Source organism: Arthrobacter sp. 1088, from assembly GCF_031455315.1.
Lineage (GTDB): Bacteria > Actinomycetota > Actinomycetes > Actinomycetales > Micrococcaceae > Arthrobacter.
Genome location: NZ_JAVDSM010000006.1, coordinates 161,943 through 181,385, shown reverse-complemented (window position 1 = coordinate 181,385; position 19,443 = coordinate 161,943). Strand labels below are relative to the sequence as shown.

The following is a 19,443-nucleotide window of genomic DNA, read 5'->3' as shown; positions in this document are numbered from 1 at the left end:
TTGGATATCCCGGTCAGCTTGTTGAGATCGAGACGTTGGCTGCGACTTTCACGCACGCATGAAAAGGGATCCGCGAGTCTTCGACTTGTTCCGTGGTCACATCCCGCCCAATGAACCCAGTGCAGGCTGGCTGACAGAATGGGACGCGTGACCTCCTTCCCGAAGCCCTTCTACACCGAAAAGCCTGAGCAGGTACGCCTCTTGCCCGAGATCGCTGTCGACGCCGAGATCGACGACGTCCCGCCCGCCCCACCTACGCAGCTCCGCTCCAAGAGGGGCCTGATCTACCTCGGCATCTGCCTGGTCCTGATCGGACTGAACCTGCGGACGGTCTTCTCGAGTTTCTCGGCTGTCCTCCCGGAAATAACATCCGACGCCGGACTGCCGGGCTGGGCGGTGGTGGTCCTCACCACCGTTCCCGTGACATTGTTGGGCGTTTTCGCACCCCTCGCCCCGCTACTGGCGAGGAGGTTCGGTGCAGAACGGGTCCTGCTCGGAGCGATGGCTGTTCTCACGGCGGGACTCTTGCTCAGGCCAATGGAGGTCCCTGGAGCCGGGCACCTTCCAGCACTCCTCGCCGGAACGGCAGCGTGCGGAGCGGCCATCGCCCTCTGCAACGTACTCCTGCCGGGCGTGGTCAAGAGAGACTTCCCGCACCGGCTCGGGCTCATGGGCGGCCTGTACACCACGGCGATCTGCGCGTCCGCGGCTCTTGGTGCAGGGTTCACGTATCCGGTTTTTACGGCAACCGGCCAGTGGACTTCGGCGCTGTGGTCCTGGGCGGTGCCTGCCGGCGTCGTGCTGTTGCTCTTCCTTCCGCTGGCCGTCCGGCAGCACCCCGTTCGGCATCAGGCGGTCCGTGGCGGCGTGAATGTGTGGCGGTCGGGCGTGGCCTGGCAGGTCACGCTGTTCATGGTGCTGCAGGCCATGATGTCGTTCAGCGTGTTCGCGTGGCTGGCGCCGATCCTGAGGGACCGCGGCGTCGATGGCGGAACGGCTGGGCTGATTGTGTCGGTGTCGATCGTGCTGCAGATGCTCGGTTCACTTTTCGCCCCCGCCCTGGCCACCAGGTTCAAGGATCAGAGGGTGATCAACACCGTGGTGGCCCTGATGACCGGCGGTGGCTTTGCCCTCAGCATCTTCGGACCGACTGGGCTGATCTGGATCTGGACCGGACTGCTGGGCCTCGGCCAGGGCTCGCTCACGGCTGTTGCCCTCACGATGATCATGGTCCGCACCCGCGATGCCCATACTGCCGCGCACCTGTCCGGGATGATGCAGGGCGTCGGCTACGGAGTGGGATCGGTGGGAACGCTGCTGGTGGGGCAGCTCCACCAAGCCACGGGCGGATTCGCGGCCGCCGGAATCCTGTTCCTTGTGGTCGGAGCGCTGGCTGCCTTCTTCGGCTACCGGGCAGGTCGCGACAAGTTCGTTTAACCCAAGTAAGTCGCAGCAGATGCCGTTTTGAGCGCTCAAAACGGCATCTGCTGCGACGTAGTTGGGAGAACCTAGTGGGTTAGGTCCTTACCCTTGGTCTCGGGGATCGAGAAGGCGAACGCGATGCCGATCACCAGCAGGATCACTGCGTAGACGTTGAACAGGTAACCCTGGCCAATGCTGGCGAGCCAGGTCTGGAGGTACGGAGCAGTGCCACCGAAGGCAGCCACGCAGATGGAGTACGGGACGCCGACGCCAACAGTACGGATGTGGGTCGGGAACAGTTCGGCGTAGACGGCCGGGACAATCGACGCGCTACCAGCAATGAAGAACAGCATCACGGACATGGACACGGTCAGCTGCCACGGGGAATCCTTGAGCAGCCACGTCATGGGGAAGTGCATGACCATGGCACCGATGGACGAGCCGATCAGCACAGGCTTGCGGCCAATGCGGTCGGACAGCTTGCCCCAGAACGGGAGTGCTGCGATGAAGACGACATTGGCGATCACGCCGGCCCAGAGCGCTGCGCCGCGGTCCATCTTCAACGTGCTGGCTGCGTAGCTCGGTGCCACGACACCCCAGATGTAGTAGACCACCGTGAGGCCAACCGTCAGGCCGATGACCTGCAAAGCCTGCTTGCGGTACTTGACGATCTGCGGCCACATCGGCAGGCGCTTTTCCTTGGGCGTCTCGGCCTCGAATGCGTGGGTTTCCTTCATCTTGGCCCGCATGAACAGCGCGTAGACGCCCAGTGCACCACCGATGAGGAACGGAATGCGCCAACCCCATGCGCTCATGTCCTCCTTGGTCAGGACAGCCGTGAGGATCGCGCCGAGCAGAGTTCCGGCCAGAATGCCGGCGGTGCCGGACGTGTAGATGAGCGTCGCCCAGAAGCCGCGCTTTTCCTTCGGTGCCATCTCGGACAGGTACGTTTGCGACGACGGCAGCTCACCACCGTGGGCAAGGCCCTGGATGAGCCTGGCGAGCAGGAGCATCACGGATGCGAACGCGCCCACAGCCTGGAATGTCGGAGCGATGCCGATGAGGAGGCTGCCGAGAGCGCCGAGGGCAACCGCTACCGTCATGGACGTCTTGCGGCCGATGCGGTCGCCGATCCAGCCGAAGAGGAAACCGCCGAACGGCCGGGCAACGAACCCGACGGCGAAGATCGCCAAGGTGGACAGCACAGCTGATGTTGGGTCTGCCTGGCTGAACAGTGCGCTCGCGATGAACGGCGAGAACGTGGCGTAAATGGCCCAGTCGTACCATTCAACGGCGTTGCCAATGCCTGTTCCTACGAGCGTTCGCAGGTGGGATTTGTGGACCTTGACTTCGGTGGACGTTCCAACGGTGGCGGTCATGTGTTTCTCCAAGGTGGGGTAGGGCTGGGAGTTAGTTGGCGGCGAGGGTCGCGATGCGGGATACGGCGAGCTCGGCGTAGAGGGCAGCGCCGTCGGTGAGGACGCCGTCGTCGAACGTCGCGTACGGCGAGTGGTTGAAGGGCGACGTCGCGTGGTCGGTGCCGGGGGTAACGGCACTGAGCCCCACGAAGGTTCCCGGAACCTCGGCCAGGACGCGGGAGAAGTCCTCGGAACCACCCAGGGGAGTTGCCATCCGGGTGAGTCGGGACTCGCCGAACATGCCGGCGATGACCTTTTCCGCGGTGTTCGTTTCGTCCTCGTCGTTGATGGTGAGGGGGTATTCCTGTTGGTAATCCACATCAACCTCCAAACCGTGGGCTGCAGCGATGCCTTGGAGCAGCTTGGGTACTACCTCCATCATCTTCTGCCGGGACTCTTCGGAGAAGGTCCTGATGGTGGCTTCGATGCGGGCGGTCTCCGGGATCACGTTCCGCTTGGTTCCGGCGTGAAGCACGCCGACGGTGAGGACAACGGGATCGAACATGTTGAACTGGCGGGTCACCATGACCTGGAGGGCGGTGACCATTTCCGCTGCTGCGGTCACAGGGTCCTTGGCTGAATGGGGTGCAGAGCCATGCCCGCCGGCGCCAAGCACAGTCACCACGAGTCCGTCCGAGGAACTGAGCATCACACCGTTCTTGGTGACGAACTGGCCATGGGGTTCCAGCGCGGAGAAGACGTGCATGCCGTAGGCCGTATCAGCGCGTCGGCCGGCAGCGTCCAGGACGCCTTCGTTGATCATGTAGCTGGCGCCGTCGAAGCCTTCTTCGCCGGGCTGGAACATGAGGACGACGTCGCCGGCCAGCTGATCGCGACGTTCAGCCAGGAGGGTAGCTGCTCCGGCGAGCATGGACGTGTGGAGGTCGTGGCCACAGGCGTGCATCGCGCCATCGACACGGGAGGTGTAGTCAACGCCCGTGGTTTCCTGGACCGGAAGGCCGTCCATGTCTGCGCGCAACAACACCACGGGCTTCTCGGCTGACGCGTAAGCAGCGCCACCGCGCAGGACCGCGGTGACCGACGTCGTGTCCTTGCCCAAGGTGATCTCGTACGGGAGTCCGTCGAGTGCTTTCAGTACTTTTTCCTGGGTACGGGGGAGTTGCAGGCCGATCTCCGGTTCGCGGTGGAGGTCGTGGCGGAGGCGGACGATGTCGTCCTGGAGTTCCTTGGCGTCGGCGGCGATGGTCATGTGTTCTCCTGCTCGTGCTGGGGGTATAGGTTCTTCCTGCAATTCTGTGGTGACTGAACTCACAATTCTGAAAACATCTATAAAAATGCACGAAAGGCCAAGAAACGCAGGATTCATGCACCGTTTGCGAGAATGAACACATGGAACTCAGCGAAGAGGATTTACGCCTCATCAATGCCCTGCAGATTTCGCCCCGCATCAGCTGGTCCGACGCCGGCGAAGTCCTCGGCGTCCACGCCACAACCTTGGCCGCACGGTGGGACCGCCTGAAGGCTGCCGGTGCGGCATGGACCACTGCGCATCTCATGGGCGATCCGAAGAACATGTGCCTTGCCATGGTGGACATCGACTGCGAAATGGATCTCCGGCCGCAGGTCACGGCAGCCCTGGCAGAGCTCCCCGAGGTCATCACCGTCGAAGAAGCGGCCAGCAACCGCGACCTCACACTCACGGTCATCACCCAGGACCTCGATCAGTTCAGCACCAGCCTGCTGCCGCGGCTCAAAGAAGTCCGGGGGCTCACCAAGTACCACACGTCGCTGTGTACCCGCATCCACACCAGTGGCTATGCGTGGCGGCTGAATGTGCTCACCAAGGGGGAACAGCAGGCGCTCCGGGCAATGGCCGGGCCCGAGTCAGCCAACCCGTCGGCTCCCGACGCCATCGTCGTGCCGCTACCGGAGAGCCATCTGGCCCTCATCCCGTTCCTTTCCCGGGACGGCCGTGCTTCTGCTGCTGAGATTGCGCGGGCTCTGGGGCGCCATCCCGCCACGGTGCAACGCCAGTTGGGGCGGGTGCTGAGCAGCAGGATGCTCTCCTTCCGCTGCGAGATCGCCCAGAAATTCTCCGGTTTCCCCATCACCGTTCAGTGGTTTGCGAACGTTCCGGCGGGCCAACACGAAGCCGCCGCGACGGAACTGCGTTCGGTCCGGAATGTCAGGTTCTCGGCGTCCACCACCGGACGCACCAACTTCACCATGATCATGTGGCTTCGGTCGCTGGCCGAGATCATGGAAATGGAACTCGCTATCCAACAGCGGATCCCGGGCATCGAACTCGTGGAGAGTGTGGTCATGTTGAACACGGCCAAACGGGTTGGCTGGATGCTGAACCCGGACTCGACCGCCACAGGGACAGTGGTGGCACCGTACGGGGAACTGCTGCCGGAAACTGCGTAAGTTCTTGCCGGAGCTGACGCCCGGGCCCGAGCTGACGCCCGAGCCCAGGCCCGAGCTGACGACGACGGCGTGGCCGGACTGGGTGCCGGTTCCCGCCAGTATCAGGGGTGCTTCGTGGCCCGCAGGACGGTGTCCAAAACAGTAGCCGCCCCGCCTTCTGGGCCGGTGACGGTGCGTTCCCGGGAAGTAAGGACGTTGACGAACCACGGCTCGCGGTCCAGGCGAAGCGCCCCAGCCAACTGTTCCGGCGAGAAAAACATGCCCGTTTCACGGTGGTGGCTCCACGGGGCGAGACCATGAGGGTGATGTCCGACCACCAGCAACGTCCCGCCCGGAGCCACGGCCTCTGCCGCGGAAGCCACGGAGTCGCGCCACGGCAGGAGGGGGCTGTGGAGGAATTGTGCTGATACGAGGTCAAAAATGGGTTCCGGCTTCCATTCGGCAAGGTCCTGCTGCTGCCAGGTAATCCGGTCGGCATAACCCGACTCCGATGCGTGGGCTGCGGCCCGTTCAAGCGCGACGGCCGAAACATCCATGCCGGTGACCATCCAGCCCTGCGCGGCAAGCCAGATGGCGTCTGCACCTTCGCCGCAGCCAAGGTCCAGGGCCGTTCCGGCGCGGAGGCCGGCCACTTCGGCGACCAACTGGGGATTCGGATTTCCGCTCCAGACCTTTGGACGCTCCTTGTACATGCCGTCCCACATGTCAGCGGCGTTGTCGGCGTCCTCGTGGAGGTTGAGCCCGCCATGTCGCGGTCCGCTGTGGTCAGTGTCCTGATGGGCGTTCTGGTGTGCGCTGCCAAGGGTGCTGCCGGAGGTGCCGTCCGCGGGGTGGGGAGTGCCGCCGTCGTGAGTGTGTTCAGCCATAAGCCAAGCGTGCCGTGAGCGGGCTACGAAAGGCAACGCCCGTTGCTGCTTCGGCAAAACACACATACGAACAAAATGATCTGGTTTTTCCATTTGATGGTGACTAGCGTTTGAGCCAAGCGCCGGACACAAGTCAGTGGCGCATGAAACGGGGGATTCATGATGTTCCGGACGCCTACATTCACTGCGCGTGCTGCCTTTGTGGCTTTGGCGGCAGCCTTAACGCTTATGGCTTCAGGGTTACCCGCCCAGGCCAATCCGCTAAAGCCCGACGCCGTCGCGGCAGCCACCGTGCCAACCGTCGCACCCATGGCGACTTTCGGGACGCCTTACAGGATCGAGGTTCCCAGCCCCAACTTTGCTGAGGCGAGTCCGGACGGCCGCAAGCTGTTCACAGTGTCCGGCTCCGGGGCGTTCGCCACGATCGATGTTGCCACCAGCACCGTGACTGCGAGCATCGATGTCCGGGATGTTACTGCCATGAAGGTCAGCCCGGACGGCGCCAAGGTTTACCTGGCAACAAGCGAGTCCCAGGAGCATTTCCTGACTGTCGTGGACACCGCCGCCATAACGGTCGTGGACATACCGGTGGACGGCCCGGTCTTCAGCCTCGCATTTACTCCCGACGCGTCCAGCGTTTACGCGGCTGTGTATGGGACGCCGGCGGACACGGGCTCGACGCCGGGCTCGGTTGCGGTCATCGATGTTGCGGCGGCGTCCGCGGTTTCCTCGATTCCCGTTGGTCGCGAGCCCACGCAGGTACTTGTGACGCCGGATGGGGCCAAGGTCTTCACACTGAATCTCCTGGACCAGTCGGTTTCCGCCATCGAGACGTCGACGAACACGGTGACCAGCACCATTCCGCTCGGCGGGACGTCAACCGGAGGATCCATGTCTCCGGACGGATCCAGGCTGTACTATCCCAAGCTCGAAGGCGGGATCGCCATCGCAGGCGTCACCACGAATACCGTGATCGGGGAAGTGTTGACTCAATCCGTGGCCACCGCACCAAGCTTCACCCCTGATGGTTCACGGGCCTTCGTGGTGGACCAGCGACCCAATGACTATTACGTGGCTGAAGTCGATCTTCAAGGGAATTCACTGAGGCCGGTCAGCCTCTCTGAAGGCCCGGTCATGAACATGGGGCCCCTCACGGTCCAGGTCAGCCCGGATGGCCGACGACTCTATGTGCTTGGCCACAGCATCAATGTCCTCAGCTTGCCGACGCTCAAGCCTGCGGGCGTCATCAACCTGGAGGACGGGTTGCTTCCCCGTCAACTTGTCTTAGTTCCGGATAGCTCCATGGGGTACGTCGTTCCTGGCAACCAGGGCGATTACGTCGTGGCTGTTAGTACGGGACAGCCGGAGAATGTGTGGAAAGACTACAACTCTGACGGCGCCACGGATGTTCTGGCGAGGGACTCCGCCGGCGGCCTGTGGCTGTACCCCGGAAACGGCAATAAAGGCTGGCTGCCCCGTTCACAGGTTGGCTCCGGTTGGAACATCATGAACCTGTTGATGGCCTCAGGCGACTTTGACGGTGACGGCAAACCGGACGTCCTGGCACGCGACGAGGCTGGTGATTTGTGGCTGTATCCGGGCGACGGCAATGCTGATTGGCTGCCCCGCTCCAAAGTCGGCGTTGGCTGGAACGCGATGACCGCCGTCGTGGCCCCAGGCGATTTCGATGACGATGGAAAAGCCGATGTCCTTGCCCGGGACAGTGCTGGGGACCTCTGGCTGTATCCGGGGAACGGCTCAGGCAGTTGGCTTCCCAGATCGAAGGTGGGCACGGGCTGGAACGTGATGACAGCCATCATGGGGCCGGGGAACCTGCGCTCGCCAGGGCGCGACATCCTTGCCCGCGACACCTGGGGCACGCTGTTTCTTTACGAACCCGACGGTTCGGGCGGTTGGTTTCCACCCTTGCTTGTTGGCATTGAGTGGAACGTCATGTCTGCAATCGTCACGCCGGGCGACTTCGACAGCGACGACGTGCCGGACATCCTTGCCCGCGATGCAAACGGCATCCTGTGGCTATATCCCGGGCAAGGTTTCGGGGGATACTCGCCGCGCGTGCAGGTGGGAGTGGGATGGAATGTCATGACGGCGATCATCTAATGCGGCTGGCCGGGCAGGTTCCAGCGTTGCGCTCCTGCCCCGGTCGCCCCCAGCTCGTCGGCGGGGTTCTGAAGCGTGCACGATTTCAGGCTCAGGCAACCGCAACCGATGCAGCCATCCAGATCGTTCCGCAGGTGTTGCAGCGCAGCAATCCGTTCGTCGAGTTCCTTGCGCCACCGCGACGACAACCGTGTCCAGTCCCGTTTGGTGGGCGTCCGTCCGTCCGGCAGGGAGTCCAGCGCCTCCCGGATGTCCTTCAGAGGAAGGCCAACTCTTTGCGATGTTTTGATGAAAGCCACCCGCCGCAGCGTTTCACGCCGGTACCGCCGCTGGTTTCCGGCCGTGCGTTCAGCCGTGATGAGCCCATTTCGTTCGTAGAAGTGAAGGGCCGACGGCGATACTCCACTCCGCTCGGAAAGCTCGCCAATGCTCAGGGGCCGGTGGGCGCTGCCGGGAACTTGTGGCATGGCTGGTCCTCCGGTGGTGGTCGTGGTGGATTGACCTCAACATTAGTTGAGGTTCTAGGGTAGCGTCCATGACCTCTGATACTTCAACGGCCGGGATACTCCGCCGTCCATACCTGCTGGCTACCGTTGGTGCTTGTGCGCTCGTTTTCCTCAGCGCCTTCGAGTCCCTGGCGGTAACCACCATCATGCCGCTCGTCAGCCGCGACCTGGACGGAGCCACCCTTTACGCGCTGGCCTTCGCCGGCCCCTTGGCGACCGGCGTGATGGGCATGGTCGGAGCAGGTAATTGGTCGGATCGCCGGGGTCCGGCGGCACCGTTGTACGCGTCGGTGGCACTGTTCGTCGCCGGCCTGTTGATCGCAGGAACAGCCGGAAGCATGGAGGTCCTGGTGCTGGGGCGCCTCGTGCAGGGACTCGGTGGCGGTGCCATGACCGTTGCCCTGTATGTGTTGGTGGCCCGCGTCTACCCGCCGACTCTGCATCCCAAAATCTTCGCCGCGTTTGCCGCATCCTGGGTGATCCCTTCACTCGTGGGCCCGTTCGCCGCTGGCATCGTTGCACAGCTCAGCAGCTGGCACTGGGTATTCCTGGGCGTGGTGGGGCTGGTTGTTCCGGCACTGCTGATGGTGGTGCCGGCTGTGCGGGGAATGACCTCGGAGCCCGTCACCGAAACGGTGCCGTGGGCTTTCGGACGCATGGGCTGGGCGGCGCTGGCCGCCCTGACCGTCCTCGCGCTGAACCTGTCAGCAGAGGTGCCGGGCGTGGGCGGGGTGATTGCCGTCGTCGCGCTTGTCCTTGCCGTGGTGGCGGTGCGGCCCTTGGTCCCGCGCGGAACGCTGGTCGCCCACCGCGGCCTTCCCAGCGTGATCCTCACCCGCGGTTTGGCGTCGGCAGCGTTTTTCGGTGCCGAGGTCTACCTGCCGTACCTGCTGACCGAACAGTACGCTTTCACGCCGACGTTTGCCGGGCTCACACTGACCGGCGCTGCGCTCGCATGGGCAGGGGCGTCTGCCCTCCAAGGCCGGTTGGGTTCCAAGCTGCCCGATGCCCTTGCGGTGAAAATTGGTGCCGCGCTGGTGCTGGTGGCAATCGTGCTGGCCCTGGTGACTGCGGCATTGGCGCTGCCGGCGGCCATTGCCATTGGGGGCTGGATCCTTGCCGGCGGGGGCATGGGGCTCATGTACCCACGCCTGAGCGTCATGACGTTGGCTCTCTCGACTCCCGATAACCAGGGCTTCAACAGCGCAGCGATGTCCATCTCCGATTCCCTGGGAGGCGCCCTGGCCCTCGCTGCCACGGGACTCGTCTTCGCAGCATTTACGACGACGAACCCGTTTGCGGGGGTCTTCGCACTGACGGCGGTGATCGCCGTCGTCGGGCTCGTCATGGCGCCACGGGTCGCCACCCGGGCGGGCGCCTCCACAACGCGGGAAGCCCAACCTGAGCCCTCGCTCCATAAGTAGCCGGACGTACGCATAAGTAGCCCGATGCGGGGCTCGACGCCGAACACTGCTAGACTGGGGACACTTGATGTGCGGTGACGCCCTGAAGCAGGTGGCCCAAAAGGCTACGTGACGGGGCATTTTTCATGTGAGAGGCACATCCTGCGTCGATGAACGCGTTCCATTTGGTCCCGGCCAACGCTCCAGCAGCGAACCGGTAGACCACCTGACTTTTCCTCGGCGAACCCCTGGCCCAACCGGCGTCGGGGGCCGATGTCCGCAACTGGACACCGCCCGAAAGACATTAGTAAATGACTACTTTTGCTGCCCTTGGCACGCCCAAGGCCATTGCTGAATCCCTCGCCGCAGACGGCATCGAAGAGGCATTCCCCATCCAGGTGAAGACCCTCCCGGATACGCTCGCAGGCCGCGACGTCCTGGGCCGTGGCCGCACCGGCTCCGGCAAGACCATCGCTTTCGCCATCCCGCTTGTGGCCCGCCTGGCCGAGCGTGAAGCCAAGCACTTCCGCAAGCCGGGCCGCCCGATGGGCCTCGTCCTTGCTCCGACGCGTGAACTCGCAACACAGATCAACGCCACCATCGAGCCGCTGGCCAAGGCCATGGGCCTGAACACCACGGTGATCTACGGCGGCATCTCCCAGGCACGCCAGGAAAAGGCGCTGCGCGCCGGCGTCGACATCGTCATTGCCTGCCCGGGCCGTCTCGAAGACCTGATCCGCCAGCGCATCCTGACCCTTGAGGCCGTCGAGGTCACCGTGCTGGACGAGGCAGACCACATGGCCGACCTCGGCTTCCTTCCGGTGGTCAAGAAGCTCATGGACATGACCCCCACCCAGGGTCAGCGCCTGCTCTTCTCCGCGACGTTGGACAACGGTGTTGACAAGCTGGTCAACCGTTACCTCTCCAACCCGCTCACCCACTCCGTGGATGACCCGCAGGCTGCCGTCACCACCATGGAACACCACGTCCTGGTAGTCAACGACCAGACCGTCAAGAAGCAGCTCATCGTCGAACTGGCCTCCGGCGCCGGACGCCGCGTCCTGTTCATGCGGACCAAGCACCACGCCCGCAAGCTTGCCAAGACCCTCACCGACGCCGGCATCCCCGCCGTCGACCTTCACGGCAACCTGTCGCAGAACGCCCGCGACCGCAACCTGGCCGAGTTCTCCAACGGTGACGTTCGCGTGCTGGTGGCCACCGACGTCGCAGCCCGTGGCGTTCACGTTGACGATGTCGAACTCGTCATCCACGTTGACCCGCCCACGGAGCACAAGGCATACCTCCACCGCTCAGGCCGCACGGCCCGTGCCGGTTCCGATGGCACCGTTGTAACGCTGACACTCCCGGAGCAGCAGAGCGACGTCAAGAAGCTCATGAAGGCTGCCGGCGTGGACGTATCGTTCGAGCGCGTCACGGCCAACTCCCCGCTTGTCGCCGAGCTCGTGGGCGACATCGCGGACAAGGTCGACCCCCGCACCCGTGCGGCCCTTCTCGCGGCGAAAGCCCCGCAGGGTGGCGGCACGTCCACTGGCGCCAACGCCCAGCGCAAGCGCGCACGTCGGACCGGCGGCCAGGCGGCTCCCACCGCGGGTGGCCGTGGCGGTCGCGGCGGACGCGGCAAGGTGGCAGCTGAGCCGGTTCGCACGGACGTCAACCGCGCCGATCGTCGCGCAGCAATGAACGACGACGTCGCCCGCAGCTCACGTGGTCGCGGCAAGGCTGGCGCAACTCACCGCAACGACGTTCCCGGCTCCCAGGGTCAGGGCGGCCGCAGTGGTCGTCCGGCTTCCGGGCAGCGTGCTGCTACCGGTGGCCAGCGCTCTGCCTCGGCTCCGCGCACGGCTTCCACCACGAGCACCCGTACCAGCGGAAACAAGGCCGTATGGTCTTCCGCTACGGGCGCTACGTCCGGTGGATCCTACGGTTCGGGTGCCTCCGGCAACTCCGCTCGTGGGGGCTCAGGCGCGGGTCGTCCGGCACGCAGTGGCCCGCGTCGCGCCTCGGCTCCCGCGTCGAACGAGCGTCGCGGCCGCTAAGTCCCCGCAACGCATGGCTCACCAGCCTCGGGCGCGCCACTCCTCAAGGTGTGGCCGCTCGGCGCCGAGGGTCGTGGGCAATCCATGGCCCGGGTGCACCACGGTCTCGTCCGGATAAACGTCGAACAGCCGCTCTTTCACGTCGTTCAACAGTGAAGTGAAACGTGAAGGATCGCCCTGTGTGTTGCCGACGCCTCCCGGAAACAACGAGTCTCCACTGAAAATGTGGGCCGGCCCGTCCGGATCCTGGTAAACGAAAGCGATGGAGCCCGGGGTGTGTCCACGCAGGTGGACCGCCGTGATCTCGAAGTCGCCGAAGCGCTCGACGTCGCCGTGACCAAGCCGGACATCCACCGGAACGGGCAGCGCATCGGCGTCGTCCGCTCCTGCAGAAGAGCTGGCGCCGGTCGCGGACACCAGCTCACCCAAGGCGCGGATGTGGTCCCAATGCTGGTGGGTAGTGGCGATTCGGACCAGCTTCGGCACTTCGGAAGTATCCGCTTCGCTGTCCTTGAGGAGTTGCTGAATGGCTGGAAGGTCATCGGCGGCGTCGATCAACAGCTGCACGCCTGTGGACTTCGAGGTCAGCAGGTACACGTTGTTGTTCATCTCGCCGACGGAGATGCTCCGTATGGTGACGTCACGCGATGAGTGAATAAGCGAATCCATCGGCTTAGTCTATGCAGTGGTCGTGTTGGCTTCGCGGCCTTGCGACACCCAGTTGGGGTCCGCAGAACGTGAACCCACGACGGCGTCCGCGGCTTGATCGAGCACTTCAAGTTGCGCTGTTCCCAGTTGCAGGGACAGCGCGCCAAGGTTCTCGTCGATGCGGTGCGTTTTGCGCGTACCGGGGATGGGGACCACCGGCAGCCCAAGGCGCTTGCCCTGGGTGAACAGCCAGGCCAGTGCTACCTGGGCAGGAGTTGCACCCAGGTCATCGGCTACCTCACGAACCGCGGCCACGACGGCCTGGTTTGCATCGAGGGCCTCGTCACCAAAGCGGGGAATCTTGTGGCGGAAGTCGTTTTCGCCCAAGTCGCTCGCGCTAATGGTTCCTGTGAGGAACCCGCGGCCGAGCGGCGAATAAGGCACAAAGCCAACACCGAGTTCCTTCGCTGCAGGAACAACGTTTTGCTCAACATCCCTGCTCCAGATTGACCATTCACTCTGGACTGCGGCAATGGGATGGACGGCGTTGGCCTGCCGAAGCTCCTCGGCTGTCACCTCAGACAGGCCGAGGTGGCGAACTTTGCCCTCACGGACCAGCTCCGCCATGGCCTCCACGGTTTCCACTATCGGAACGCGGAGGTCACGGCGGTGCAGGTAATAGAGGTCAATGACGTCAGTGTCCAGGCGGCGCAGGCTCGCTTCTGCTGCCTGCCTGACGTAGGGCGCATCGCCGCGAACTCCCGTGTACCCGTTCGCGGCGTTGCCCTCTATCCCGAACTTCGTGGCCAATTGGACCTCGTCACGCCGGCCTTTCAGGAGCTGGCCCACCAACTCCTCGTTGCTTCCGGCGCCGTAAACATCTGCGGTATCGATGAAGGTGATTCCCGCATCCACCGCATGCCTTAGGGTTTGCAGGGCTTCAGCGGGGTCGATTCCCCCATAGACCGGCGTCAGGGCCATGCCGCCAAAGCCAAGGGGGCTGACAGTAAGGCCATCGCCGAGTTGAACTGCAGTCATGAACTTCTCCCATGCGTGTTGGTATTCGAAGTGCCCTTTGTTGGCGTGAACCCCGCCGCGGGCTTGGGTATTCCTGCTGGTTCTCCGGGTGTGGCCGACGCTCCTTCCCAGTTGGTCCGGATAGCACCCCGCGCGCCTGCTTGCCCGCCCCTGTGATTGCGGGGTTCCTGCCGCTGGACCAGGGGTGCCGGGGGAGGCAACTGGGAAGGAGCGTGGAGGAGTGCTGGCTACTCGGCGCACGCCTGGGGTTTGTCGGACGGCAGCGCCTTCAAACCGGCAGCACAACCCACGATTCCGGCGATGAAGAACAGCTTCAACGGGCTGGCGGGTTCGACGCCGCTGAGCATGGCCCAGCCAACAGTGAGCGCCGCACCGATGCCAACCCATACCGCGTAGGCCGTGCCGAGGGGGATGCGCTTCACGGCTATGCCCAAACCGAACATGCTCAGCAGCGCGGTGACAGCGAAGACCATCGTCGGTGCGAGCTGGGTGAAGCCGTTGGAGAGTCCCAGAGCTGTGGCCCACACGGCTTCGAGGACGGCGGAGGCAAGGAGAACCAGCCAGAAGAGGCCGTTCTTCGCAGAGTTCCGGGTGGTCGTTGTTGCAGCCATGGCTACGCCACCACCTTCAGGCCAACCACGCACGCGCCGATACCTGCGAGCAGCAGCAGCCGGGCCGTCGTCGCGCGTTCCACCTTGGTGACCATGGCGTAAGCCGACGTCAGGAGGACGCCGACACCCACCCACACCGCATACGCCGTACCCGTGGGAATGGATTGCATGGCGATCGCGAGGCCGCCGGTGCTGGCGACGACACTTACCAGGAAAACGACAGTGGGGACTGGCTTGCGGAAGCCCTTTGAGCGGTGAAGGGCTGCTGCCCAAACGGCCTCGAGCGCTCCGGAGAGAATGAGAATTAACCACGACATGACAGATCCTTTGGCCAGTCTTGTCGCGTGCCGGGTACTGAACCGTCGTCCGGAGGTTCCAGAGCGGAACCTTCATTTCAGGCTAGCAACTCCTGCAGACCGTGGCCACTTTGGGTGGTGAAAGTCACCAGCCTAGACGTTCGCGGGGTCCACTTTGTCGATGGAGATCACGGCAACAAAACCCCGTCCCGAGATCTCGGGGCTGCGCGTATCCGAGCCCACCACGGCGTCGTAGCGGTTCAGTTCAACCGGTTCGGCCGCGCTGGTCGCCGGGCTGGCGCCGTCGGACTCATCCTCCACAGAGGCGCCCCCCTCCGGATCCGTGCCAGGAGCGACCGTCGCCTTGCCTTCCAGCAGGACGGCCAACTGTCCCTCGAACACAGGGTGGGCGCGTTTCTTGGAGATCTCGACGATGGAGGTGTACCCCTTGAAGGCACTTGCGCGGGCGATGACGTTGAGGTCCCGGATGTCGCCGGTGGGCAGCGTGGCCGACGATGCCGCCTCTCCGGAGAAACGGAACGGACGATACTTCTCCAGCGGGTGCTCTTCGCCGTCGACGGTCAGCAGGAGCAACTCACCGTCAATGATGGTGATGACCCGTTCCATGCCCGGAAAATTGGAGAAGTCTCCGGCCTTGGAAACATCGGCGATGCTCACGCGCCAATCCCAAGCCCCGTCCTGGGCCGAGGCGACCTTCGGGTGGCTGGCTAGTTCGCGCGTCACCCCGCCTCCGTTGCGCCACGGTTCGGGGTGGATGTCGGCAAAGCGGATGATCTCCATCCGACCAGCCTAGTGGTGGACACAGCTTCTGCGTTGTCAGCATGGCTTGCTAACGTCATATGTGGAAAACGTGGGAATACGGTTGGAGGCACGGAATGTTCGTCAAAGTGTGCGGCTTGAGCACGCCCGAATCCGTGCGCACTGCCGTGGACGCGGGTGCGGACGCCGTCGGCTTCGTGCTGACTTCGAGCCCACGTGAAGTCACCCCGGACCAGGTGCGTATCCTGCTGCCACTGGTCCCCGCAAACGTTAAGGCCGTGGCTGTTTTCCGGCACGAGCCTGCCGCCGATGCCGTTTCTGTTGCCCGGGCCGCAGGACTCACCTGGGTTCAGCTGCACGGCAGCCGGAATGCCGAGGACGTCAAAACAGTGCACGACGCCGGGATGCGGCTCATCCGGGCCGTCACCATGGGTGCCGCTCAGGACGAGTTCAGTGATCTGGGCGAGGATCTGCTCTTGATCGATGCGGCCGTGCCGGGTTCGGGAGAATCCTGGGACTATGCGTTAGTACGGGCGAAGGGACTCGGCGGCCGCGAGTGGCTGCTCGCAGGCGGACTCGAACCCGGAAACGTGGCCTTCGCTGCCGCAGCGGCGGGTGCGTGGGGCGTGGACGTTTCCTCGGGTGTTGAGTCGTCCCGGGGAGTGAAGGACCTGGCGAAGATCCGGGCATTCGTGGAAGCTGCAAAAGCCTGACGTTCTCTCACGTCCTGCGGTTTTTGGTGCGTTCCTCTCTCACGTCCTGCGGTTTTTGGTGCGTTCCTCTCTCACGTCCTGCGGCTTTTGGCGTGTTCTTCTCTCACATCCTGCGGTTTTTGGTGCGTTCCTCTCTCACATCCTGCGGTTTTTGGTGCGTTCCTCTCTCACGTCCTGCGGTTTTTGGTGTGTTCTTCTCTCACGTCCTGCGGTTTTTGGTGTGTTCTTCTCTCACGTCCTGCGGCTGACACGGCGTCTCCGACGATTCATGATGTGAGAGAACGTTGGGCAATTCGGATGATGATGTGAGAGAACGTTGGACAATTCCGGTGATGATGTGAGAGAGCATCCGACTTAGCACTGGCACACCCTGGACTCGCTCCCGACGACACGATTCACTGGAACACGCCACTGGACTTTACACACGGAACCAAGCCAACGGACCACACGAAAACCAGGAGTCACACAATGAGCACAGAACAACACACCCTGACCATGACCCGCGAGTTCGATGCTCCCCGTGAGCGCGTCTTCGACGCCTGGATGGACCCCGATCAGCTGACCAAGTGGTTTGGACCGGCCGGGGTTGATTCTCCGCGCGAGAAGATCGTCATTGACCCGCGCGTTGGCGGCGTGTGGCAAGTGGTGATGACCTGGACGGAGGGCGATGAAACCAAAGAAGGTCCTATCGATGCTGTCATCACGGAGCTCAACCCGCCGGCGCTTCTCGTGGCCTCAGCGAAATCGGGCGAGGAATCCAGCAGCGACGAGCTCGAGATGCGCCTCGAGTTCGAGGACCTGGACGGACGAACCCGCCTGGTAATGACGCAGGGACCGTTCGAATCCGAAGAATGGGTTGACATGACCCGCGAGGGCTGGGGAACGTCCTTCGACAAGCTGGACGGGCTCCTGGCTTAGCAAAGTCAGGGCCAATTCAGGGCACACCCCTAGGCTTAATGTCGGTCCGGCAAGGGAGAATTGAGACTATGAAAACGCTGCTCAACATCATTTGGCTGGTCTTCGGTGGTTTCTGGTTGGCATTGGGTTATTTCGCAGCAGGCATTATCTGTTGCGTGCTCATTGTGACCATTCCTTGGGGCATCGCTTCGTTCCGGATCGGCGCTTATTGCTTGTGGCCGTTTGGCCGGATGGTGGTGGAGAAGCCAGGCGGAACGGGTGTCTTCGCGCTTTTGGGCAACGTGATTTGGTTGTTGGTCGCGGGCATCTGGATAGCGATTGGCCACGTGGTCACTGCTTTCGCCATGGCCATCACCATCATCGGGATACCGCTGGCAATCGCCAACCTGAAGCTGATCCCGGTGTCGCTCATGCCTCTCGGCAAGCAGATTGTGCCGACCAACCAGCCGTTTGTCAGTACCTATCGCTGAGGTGATCCGCTCCATTTAGACGACTCGCAGCGCGGCAGACGATTCCTACCGTCTGGCCTGCAGCGAGTCGTCTAATCGGTGGGACGGATGCCCTGAAAAGACCCATCCATCAGCAAAGCAACCATCGTGCTGCCATCCAACTCGGCCGCGATTGCCACGTCCTCAATGAAGCCCCCATCGATCAGTTCCCGCCCGCTGGAGCAGCCACGCATCACCGAGGCCAGGTTGGGCTCGGCTGCGTCGAAGGCCGCGGCCGCAGATCCGGCTTCCGGTGAGAAATTACGGCGCCCCGATCCTGCTAGTCCGGCGATGAAGGCTCCTGCTCCTAGCTCGTCCTCCAAAGCGGGCCGCAACGAACCATTGGTCCACTTCTCACCTGCGGCGATGACAGCTATTACGGCGTCATCCGGCAGGTTCGCATGGACCCAGTCGGCGGTCGCGGCGGCGTTGCGTAGGCACACAGCCACTACTTGCCGGGCTGAGTTGGCGAGCTCATGGCTGAGCGTCGAGCCGTTTGGCGATGGCAGGACCACACGCTCCAGGTGCGGCGCATGACGCAAGCTCGCCGGAGACAAACTCAACCCCTCTCCACCACGTGGCCCCGCCAACGCAGCGTGATGATGAGCGGCGAACTCGCTCGCAGCAGCGTCCCTCATCGGGTAGGGGAAAACGGCCGCCCCACGATCAACCGCAACGCTGACGCACGTGGTGAACGAGAGGACGTCTACAACCACCGCAAGGTCAGCATGCGGCACCACAGCACGGGCGCCGTCGAGCCCCCATTCAAACCGCACTGAGTACGGGAGTTGCCGCTGCGGCGCTCCGGCTTCGCTCATGCGAGTTCGGAGACCAGGTTCCGATGGGCGGCGTCGGCCCACAGCGCTTTGGCGCGGTCACCGTGGAAGAGCGGTTCCAAGGACAGCAAATGGCGTACGACGGCGGCGCGCCCTTGGGCGAAATCGGCGTCGCTGACGTGGGCGTAGTCTTCGCGGACGGCGGCCAGATACCGTGCGTAGGACTGTTCGTCGCCACCTAGGACGGAGAGGTCGGCGTCGCAGAGGAGTGCGCCCGCGTGGTCACCGGGTTCGGGGCTATGCGTGGCGGTCAGCCGGACAAGGCGCGCCACCTCAGCAACATCGTCGGGCGCCAAGCCGGCAGCAGAGAGCCGGGCCTCGGCCAAACGTGCCGAGTCCTCCTCATCCTGGCCCGCGACGCCTTCATACACTGCGTCGTGGAACCAGGCCGCCAAAGACACTGTCCTGGCGGGCAGCGCGGGTTCGGTCAACGTATCCAAGGCTTCAAGTACAGCCAGCAAGTGCGTCCGGCTGTGGTATTTCCGGCCGTCTTCGCCCCAACGCTCCAGCAGTTCCAGGCCCAGTTCTTCGTGCCCAGGGTAGATGCTGTTCCAACGCTCCATCAGAGGCACTGTCAAGGCCTTGCTCCGTTCCCGGGCAGGAATTCGAAGGCCGCTGGCGATAAGTTTGCGGACCAGGACCCGGGCTTCCACAGGGATTGCCCCCGCAGCAACGAGGTCATCGTAGCGCCGTTCAGGTACGTCGTAGTGGTCACCGTCAAAGGCCCTCTCCGGAACTCCGGCGGCGGCCGCGAACGCGTGCAACTCGTCAAGGGACTTGTCGGACACGAGGTGCGAAAACACCGTCCCGTGAGCAGGCCACAGGGGAGGATCGACGTATACGGCCATGGCCAAAGTGTAAGCCAAACGATCCTTCCCAGTTACCGGTCATCGGAGCGGCTACCGCCGAGCGTCCGCCCCGGAAACACAGGCTT

The 19,443-nt window shown here is 63.6% G+C and carries 19 protein-coding genes and 1 riboswitch; of the genes, 8 read left to right on the top strand and 11 right to left on the bottom strand.

Features of this window, described 5'->3' with window-relative positions:
* Positions 1 to 147 precede the first annotated feature (147 nt).
* Positions 148 to 1,437 (top strand): MFS transporter, encoded by a 1,290-nt coding sequence (locus J2Y41_RS11380; protein WP_396133521.1) that lies wholly within the window; start codon positions 148 to 150, stop codon positions 1,435 to 1,437.
* Positions 1,438 to 1,508: 71 nt separating this feature from the next.
* Here J2Y41_RS11380 and J2Y41_RS11375 read toward each other — a convergent pair whose 3' ends face one another.
* Both J2Y41_RS11375 and J2Y41_RS11370 read right to left on the bottom strand, forming a co-directional pair.
* The gene (locus J2Y41_RS11375) at positions 1,509 to 2,801 is read right to left on the bottom strand and encodes an MFS transporter (RefSeq protein WP_309928513.1); all 1,293 of its coding nucleotides are present in this window, start codon (positions 2,799 to 2,801) and stop codon (positions 1,509 to 1,511) included.
* Positions 2,802 to 2,832: 31 nt separating this feature from the next.
* Positions 2,833 to 4,050: a M20 family metallopeptidase gene (locus tag J2Y41_RS11370; RefSeq protein ID WP_309928511.1), complete on the bottom strand. Its 1,218-nt coding sequence runs from the start codon at positions 4,048 to 4,050 to the stop codon at positions 2,833 to 2,835.
* A gap of 140 nt (positions 4,051 to 4,190) precedes the next feature.
* Here J2Y41_RS11370 and J2Y41_RS11365 point away from each other — a divergent pair, with 140 nt between their 5' ends.
* Positions 4,191 to 5,228 carry an Lrp/AsnC family transcriptional regulator gene (locus J2Y41_RS11365; protein ID WP_309928508.1) on the top strand — a complete coding sequence of 346 codons (1,038 nt, stop codon included), beginning with the start codon at positions 4,191 to 4,193 and terminating at the stop codon, positions 5,226 to 5,228.
* Positions 5,229 to 5,329: 101 nt separating this feature from the next.
* Here J2Y41_RS11365 and J2Y41_RS11360 read toward each other — a convergent pair whose 3' ends face one another.
* The gene (locus J2Y41_RS11360; RefSeq protein WP_396133520.1) at positions 5,330 to 6,094 is read right to left on the bottom strand and encodes an SAM-dependent methyltransferase; all 765 of its coding nucleotides are present in this window, start codon (positions 6,092 to 6,094) and stop codon (positions 5,330 to 5,332) included.
* Between the two features lie 228 nt (positions 6,095 to 6,322).
* Between J2Y41_RS11360 and J2Y41_RS11355 the strand changes: the two genes are divergently transcribed.
* On the top strand, positions 6,323 to 8,215 hold the full coding sequence (locus tag J2Y41_RS11355) for an FG-GAP-like repeat-containing protein (RefSeq protein WP_309928505.1): 1,893 nt from the start codon (positions 6,323 to 6,325) through the stop codon (positions 8,213 to 8,215).
* Here the strand turns inward: J2Y41_RS11355 and soxR are convergent.
* Positions 8,212 to 8,682, bottom strand: a complete 471-nt coding sequence (gene soxR / locus J2Y41_RS11350) for a redox-sensitive transcriptional activator SoxR (protein ID WP_309928502.1) — start codon at positions 8,680 to 8,682, stop codon at positions 8,212 to 8,214. The two genes, J2Y41_RS11355 and soxR, sit on opposite strands and share 4 nt — an antisense overlap.
* 68 nt (positions 8,683 to 8,750) lie before the next feature.
* Here soxR and J2Y41_RS11345 point away from each other — a divergent pair, with 68 nt between their 5' ends.
* Together J2Y41_RS11345 and J2Y41_RS11340 are read left to right on the top strand one after the other, a co-directional pair.
* Entirely contained in the window at positions 8,751 to 10,145 is a 1,395-nt protein-coding gene (locus tag J2Y41_RS11345) for an MFS transporter (RefSeq protein ID WP_309928501.1), read from the top strand.
* Between the two features lie 290 nt (positions 10,146 to 10,435).
* Positions 10,436 to 12,181 (top strand): DEAD/DEAH box helicase, encoded by a 1,746-nt coding sequence (locus J2Y41_RS11340; RefSeq protein ID WP_309928500.1) that lies wholly within the window; start codon positions 10,436 to 10,438, stop codon positions 12,179 to 12,181.
* A gap of 18 nt (positions 12,182 to 12,199) precedes the next feature.
* On the opposite strand, the gene J2Y41_RS11335 is transcribed toward J2Y41_RS11340, so the two are convergent.
* The 5 genes from J2Y41_RS11335 to J2Y41_RS11315 form a co-directional block, all read right to left on the bottom strand.
* The gene (locus J2Y41_RS11335) at positions 12,200 to 12,850 is read right to left on the bottom strand and encodes an MBL fold metallo-hydrolase (protein WP_309928499.1); all 651 of its coding nucleotides are present in this window, start codon (positions 12,848 to 12,850) and stop codon (positions 12,200 to 12,202) included.
* Between the two features lie 9 nt (positions 12,851 to 12,859).
* Positions 12,860 to 13,867, bottom strand: coding sequence for an aldo/keto reductase (locus J2Y41_RS11330; RefSeq protein WP_309928498.1), 1,008 nt, complete (start codon positions 13,865 to 13,867; stop codon positions 12,860 to 12,862).
* Positions 13,868 to 14,094: 227 nt separating this feature from the next.
* Entirely contained in the window at positions 14,095 to 14,478 is a 384-nt protein-coding gene (locus J2Y41_RS11325; protein WP_309928497.1) for a multidrug efflux SMR transporter, read from the bottom strand.
* 2 nt (positions 14,479 to 14,480) lie between these two features.
* Positions 14,481 to 14,795 (bottom strand): multidrug efflux SMR transporter, encoded by a 315-nt coding sequence (locus J2Y41_RS11320; RefSeq protein WP_309928496.1) that lies wholly within the window; start codon positions 14,793 to 14,795, stop codon positions 14,481 to 14,483.
* 9 nt (positions 14,796 to 14,804) lie between these two features.
* Positions 14,805 to 14,870: riboswitch (guanidine-III (ykkC-III) riboswitch) on the bottom strand.
* Between the two features lie 57 nt (positions 14,871 to 14,927).
* The gene (locus J2Y41_RS11315; protein WP_224165455.1) at positions 14,928 to 15,575 is read right to left on the bottom strand and encodes a HutD family protein; all 648 of its coding nucleotides are present in this window, start codon (positions 15,573 to 15,575) and stop codon (positions 14,928 to 14,930) included.
* A 95-nt stretch (positions 15,576 to 15,670) separates the two neighbouring features.
* Between J2Y41_RS11315 and J2Y41_RS11310 the strand changes: the two genes are divergently transcribed.
* The 3 genes from J2Y41_RS11310 (at position 15,671) to J2Y41_RS11300 (ending at position 17,655) form a co-directional block, all read left to right on the top strand.
* Positions 15,671 to 16,267 (top strand): phosphoribosylanthranilate isomerase, encoded by a 597-nt coding sequence (locus tag J2Y41_RS11310; protein WP_309928495.1) that lies wholly within the window; start codon positions 15,671 to 15,673, stop codon positions 16,265 to 16,267.
* 468 nt (positions 16,268 to 16,735) lie between these two features.
* Positions 16,736 to 17,185, top strand: coding sequence for an SRPBCC domain-containing protein (locus J2Y41_RS11305; RefSeq protein ID WP_224089111.1), 450 nt, complete (start codon positions 16,736 to 16,738; stop codon positions 17,183 to 17,185).
* Positions 17,186 to 17,253: 68 nt separating this feature from the next.
* Entirely contained in the window at positions 17,254 to 17,655 is a 402-nt protein-coding gene (locus J2Y41_RS11300; RefSeq protein ID WP_216926600.1) for a YccF domain-containing protein, read from the top strand.
* Between the two features lie 71 nt (positions 17,656 to 17,726).
* Here the strand turns inward: J2Y41_RS11300 and J2Y41_RS11295 are convergent, their stop codons facing one another.
* A complete protein-coding gene (locus J2Y41_RS11295; RefSeq protein ID WP_309928494.1) occupies positions 17,727 to 18,491 on the bottom strand; it encodes a 2-phosphosulfolactate phosphatase in 765 nt (254 codons plus the stop codon).
* Entirely contained in the window at positions 18,488 to 19,357 is an 870-nt protein-coding gene (locus J2Y41_RS11290; protein WP_309928493.1) for a DUF4031 domain-containing protein, read from the bottom strand. Before J2Y41_RS11290 ends, J2Y41_RS11295 begins: the two co-directional genes overlap by 4 nt.
* Positions 19,358 to 19,443: the final 86 nt, after the last annotated feature.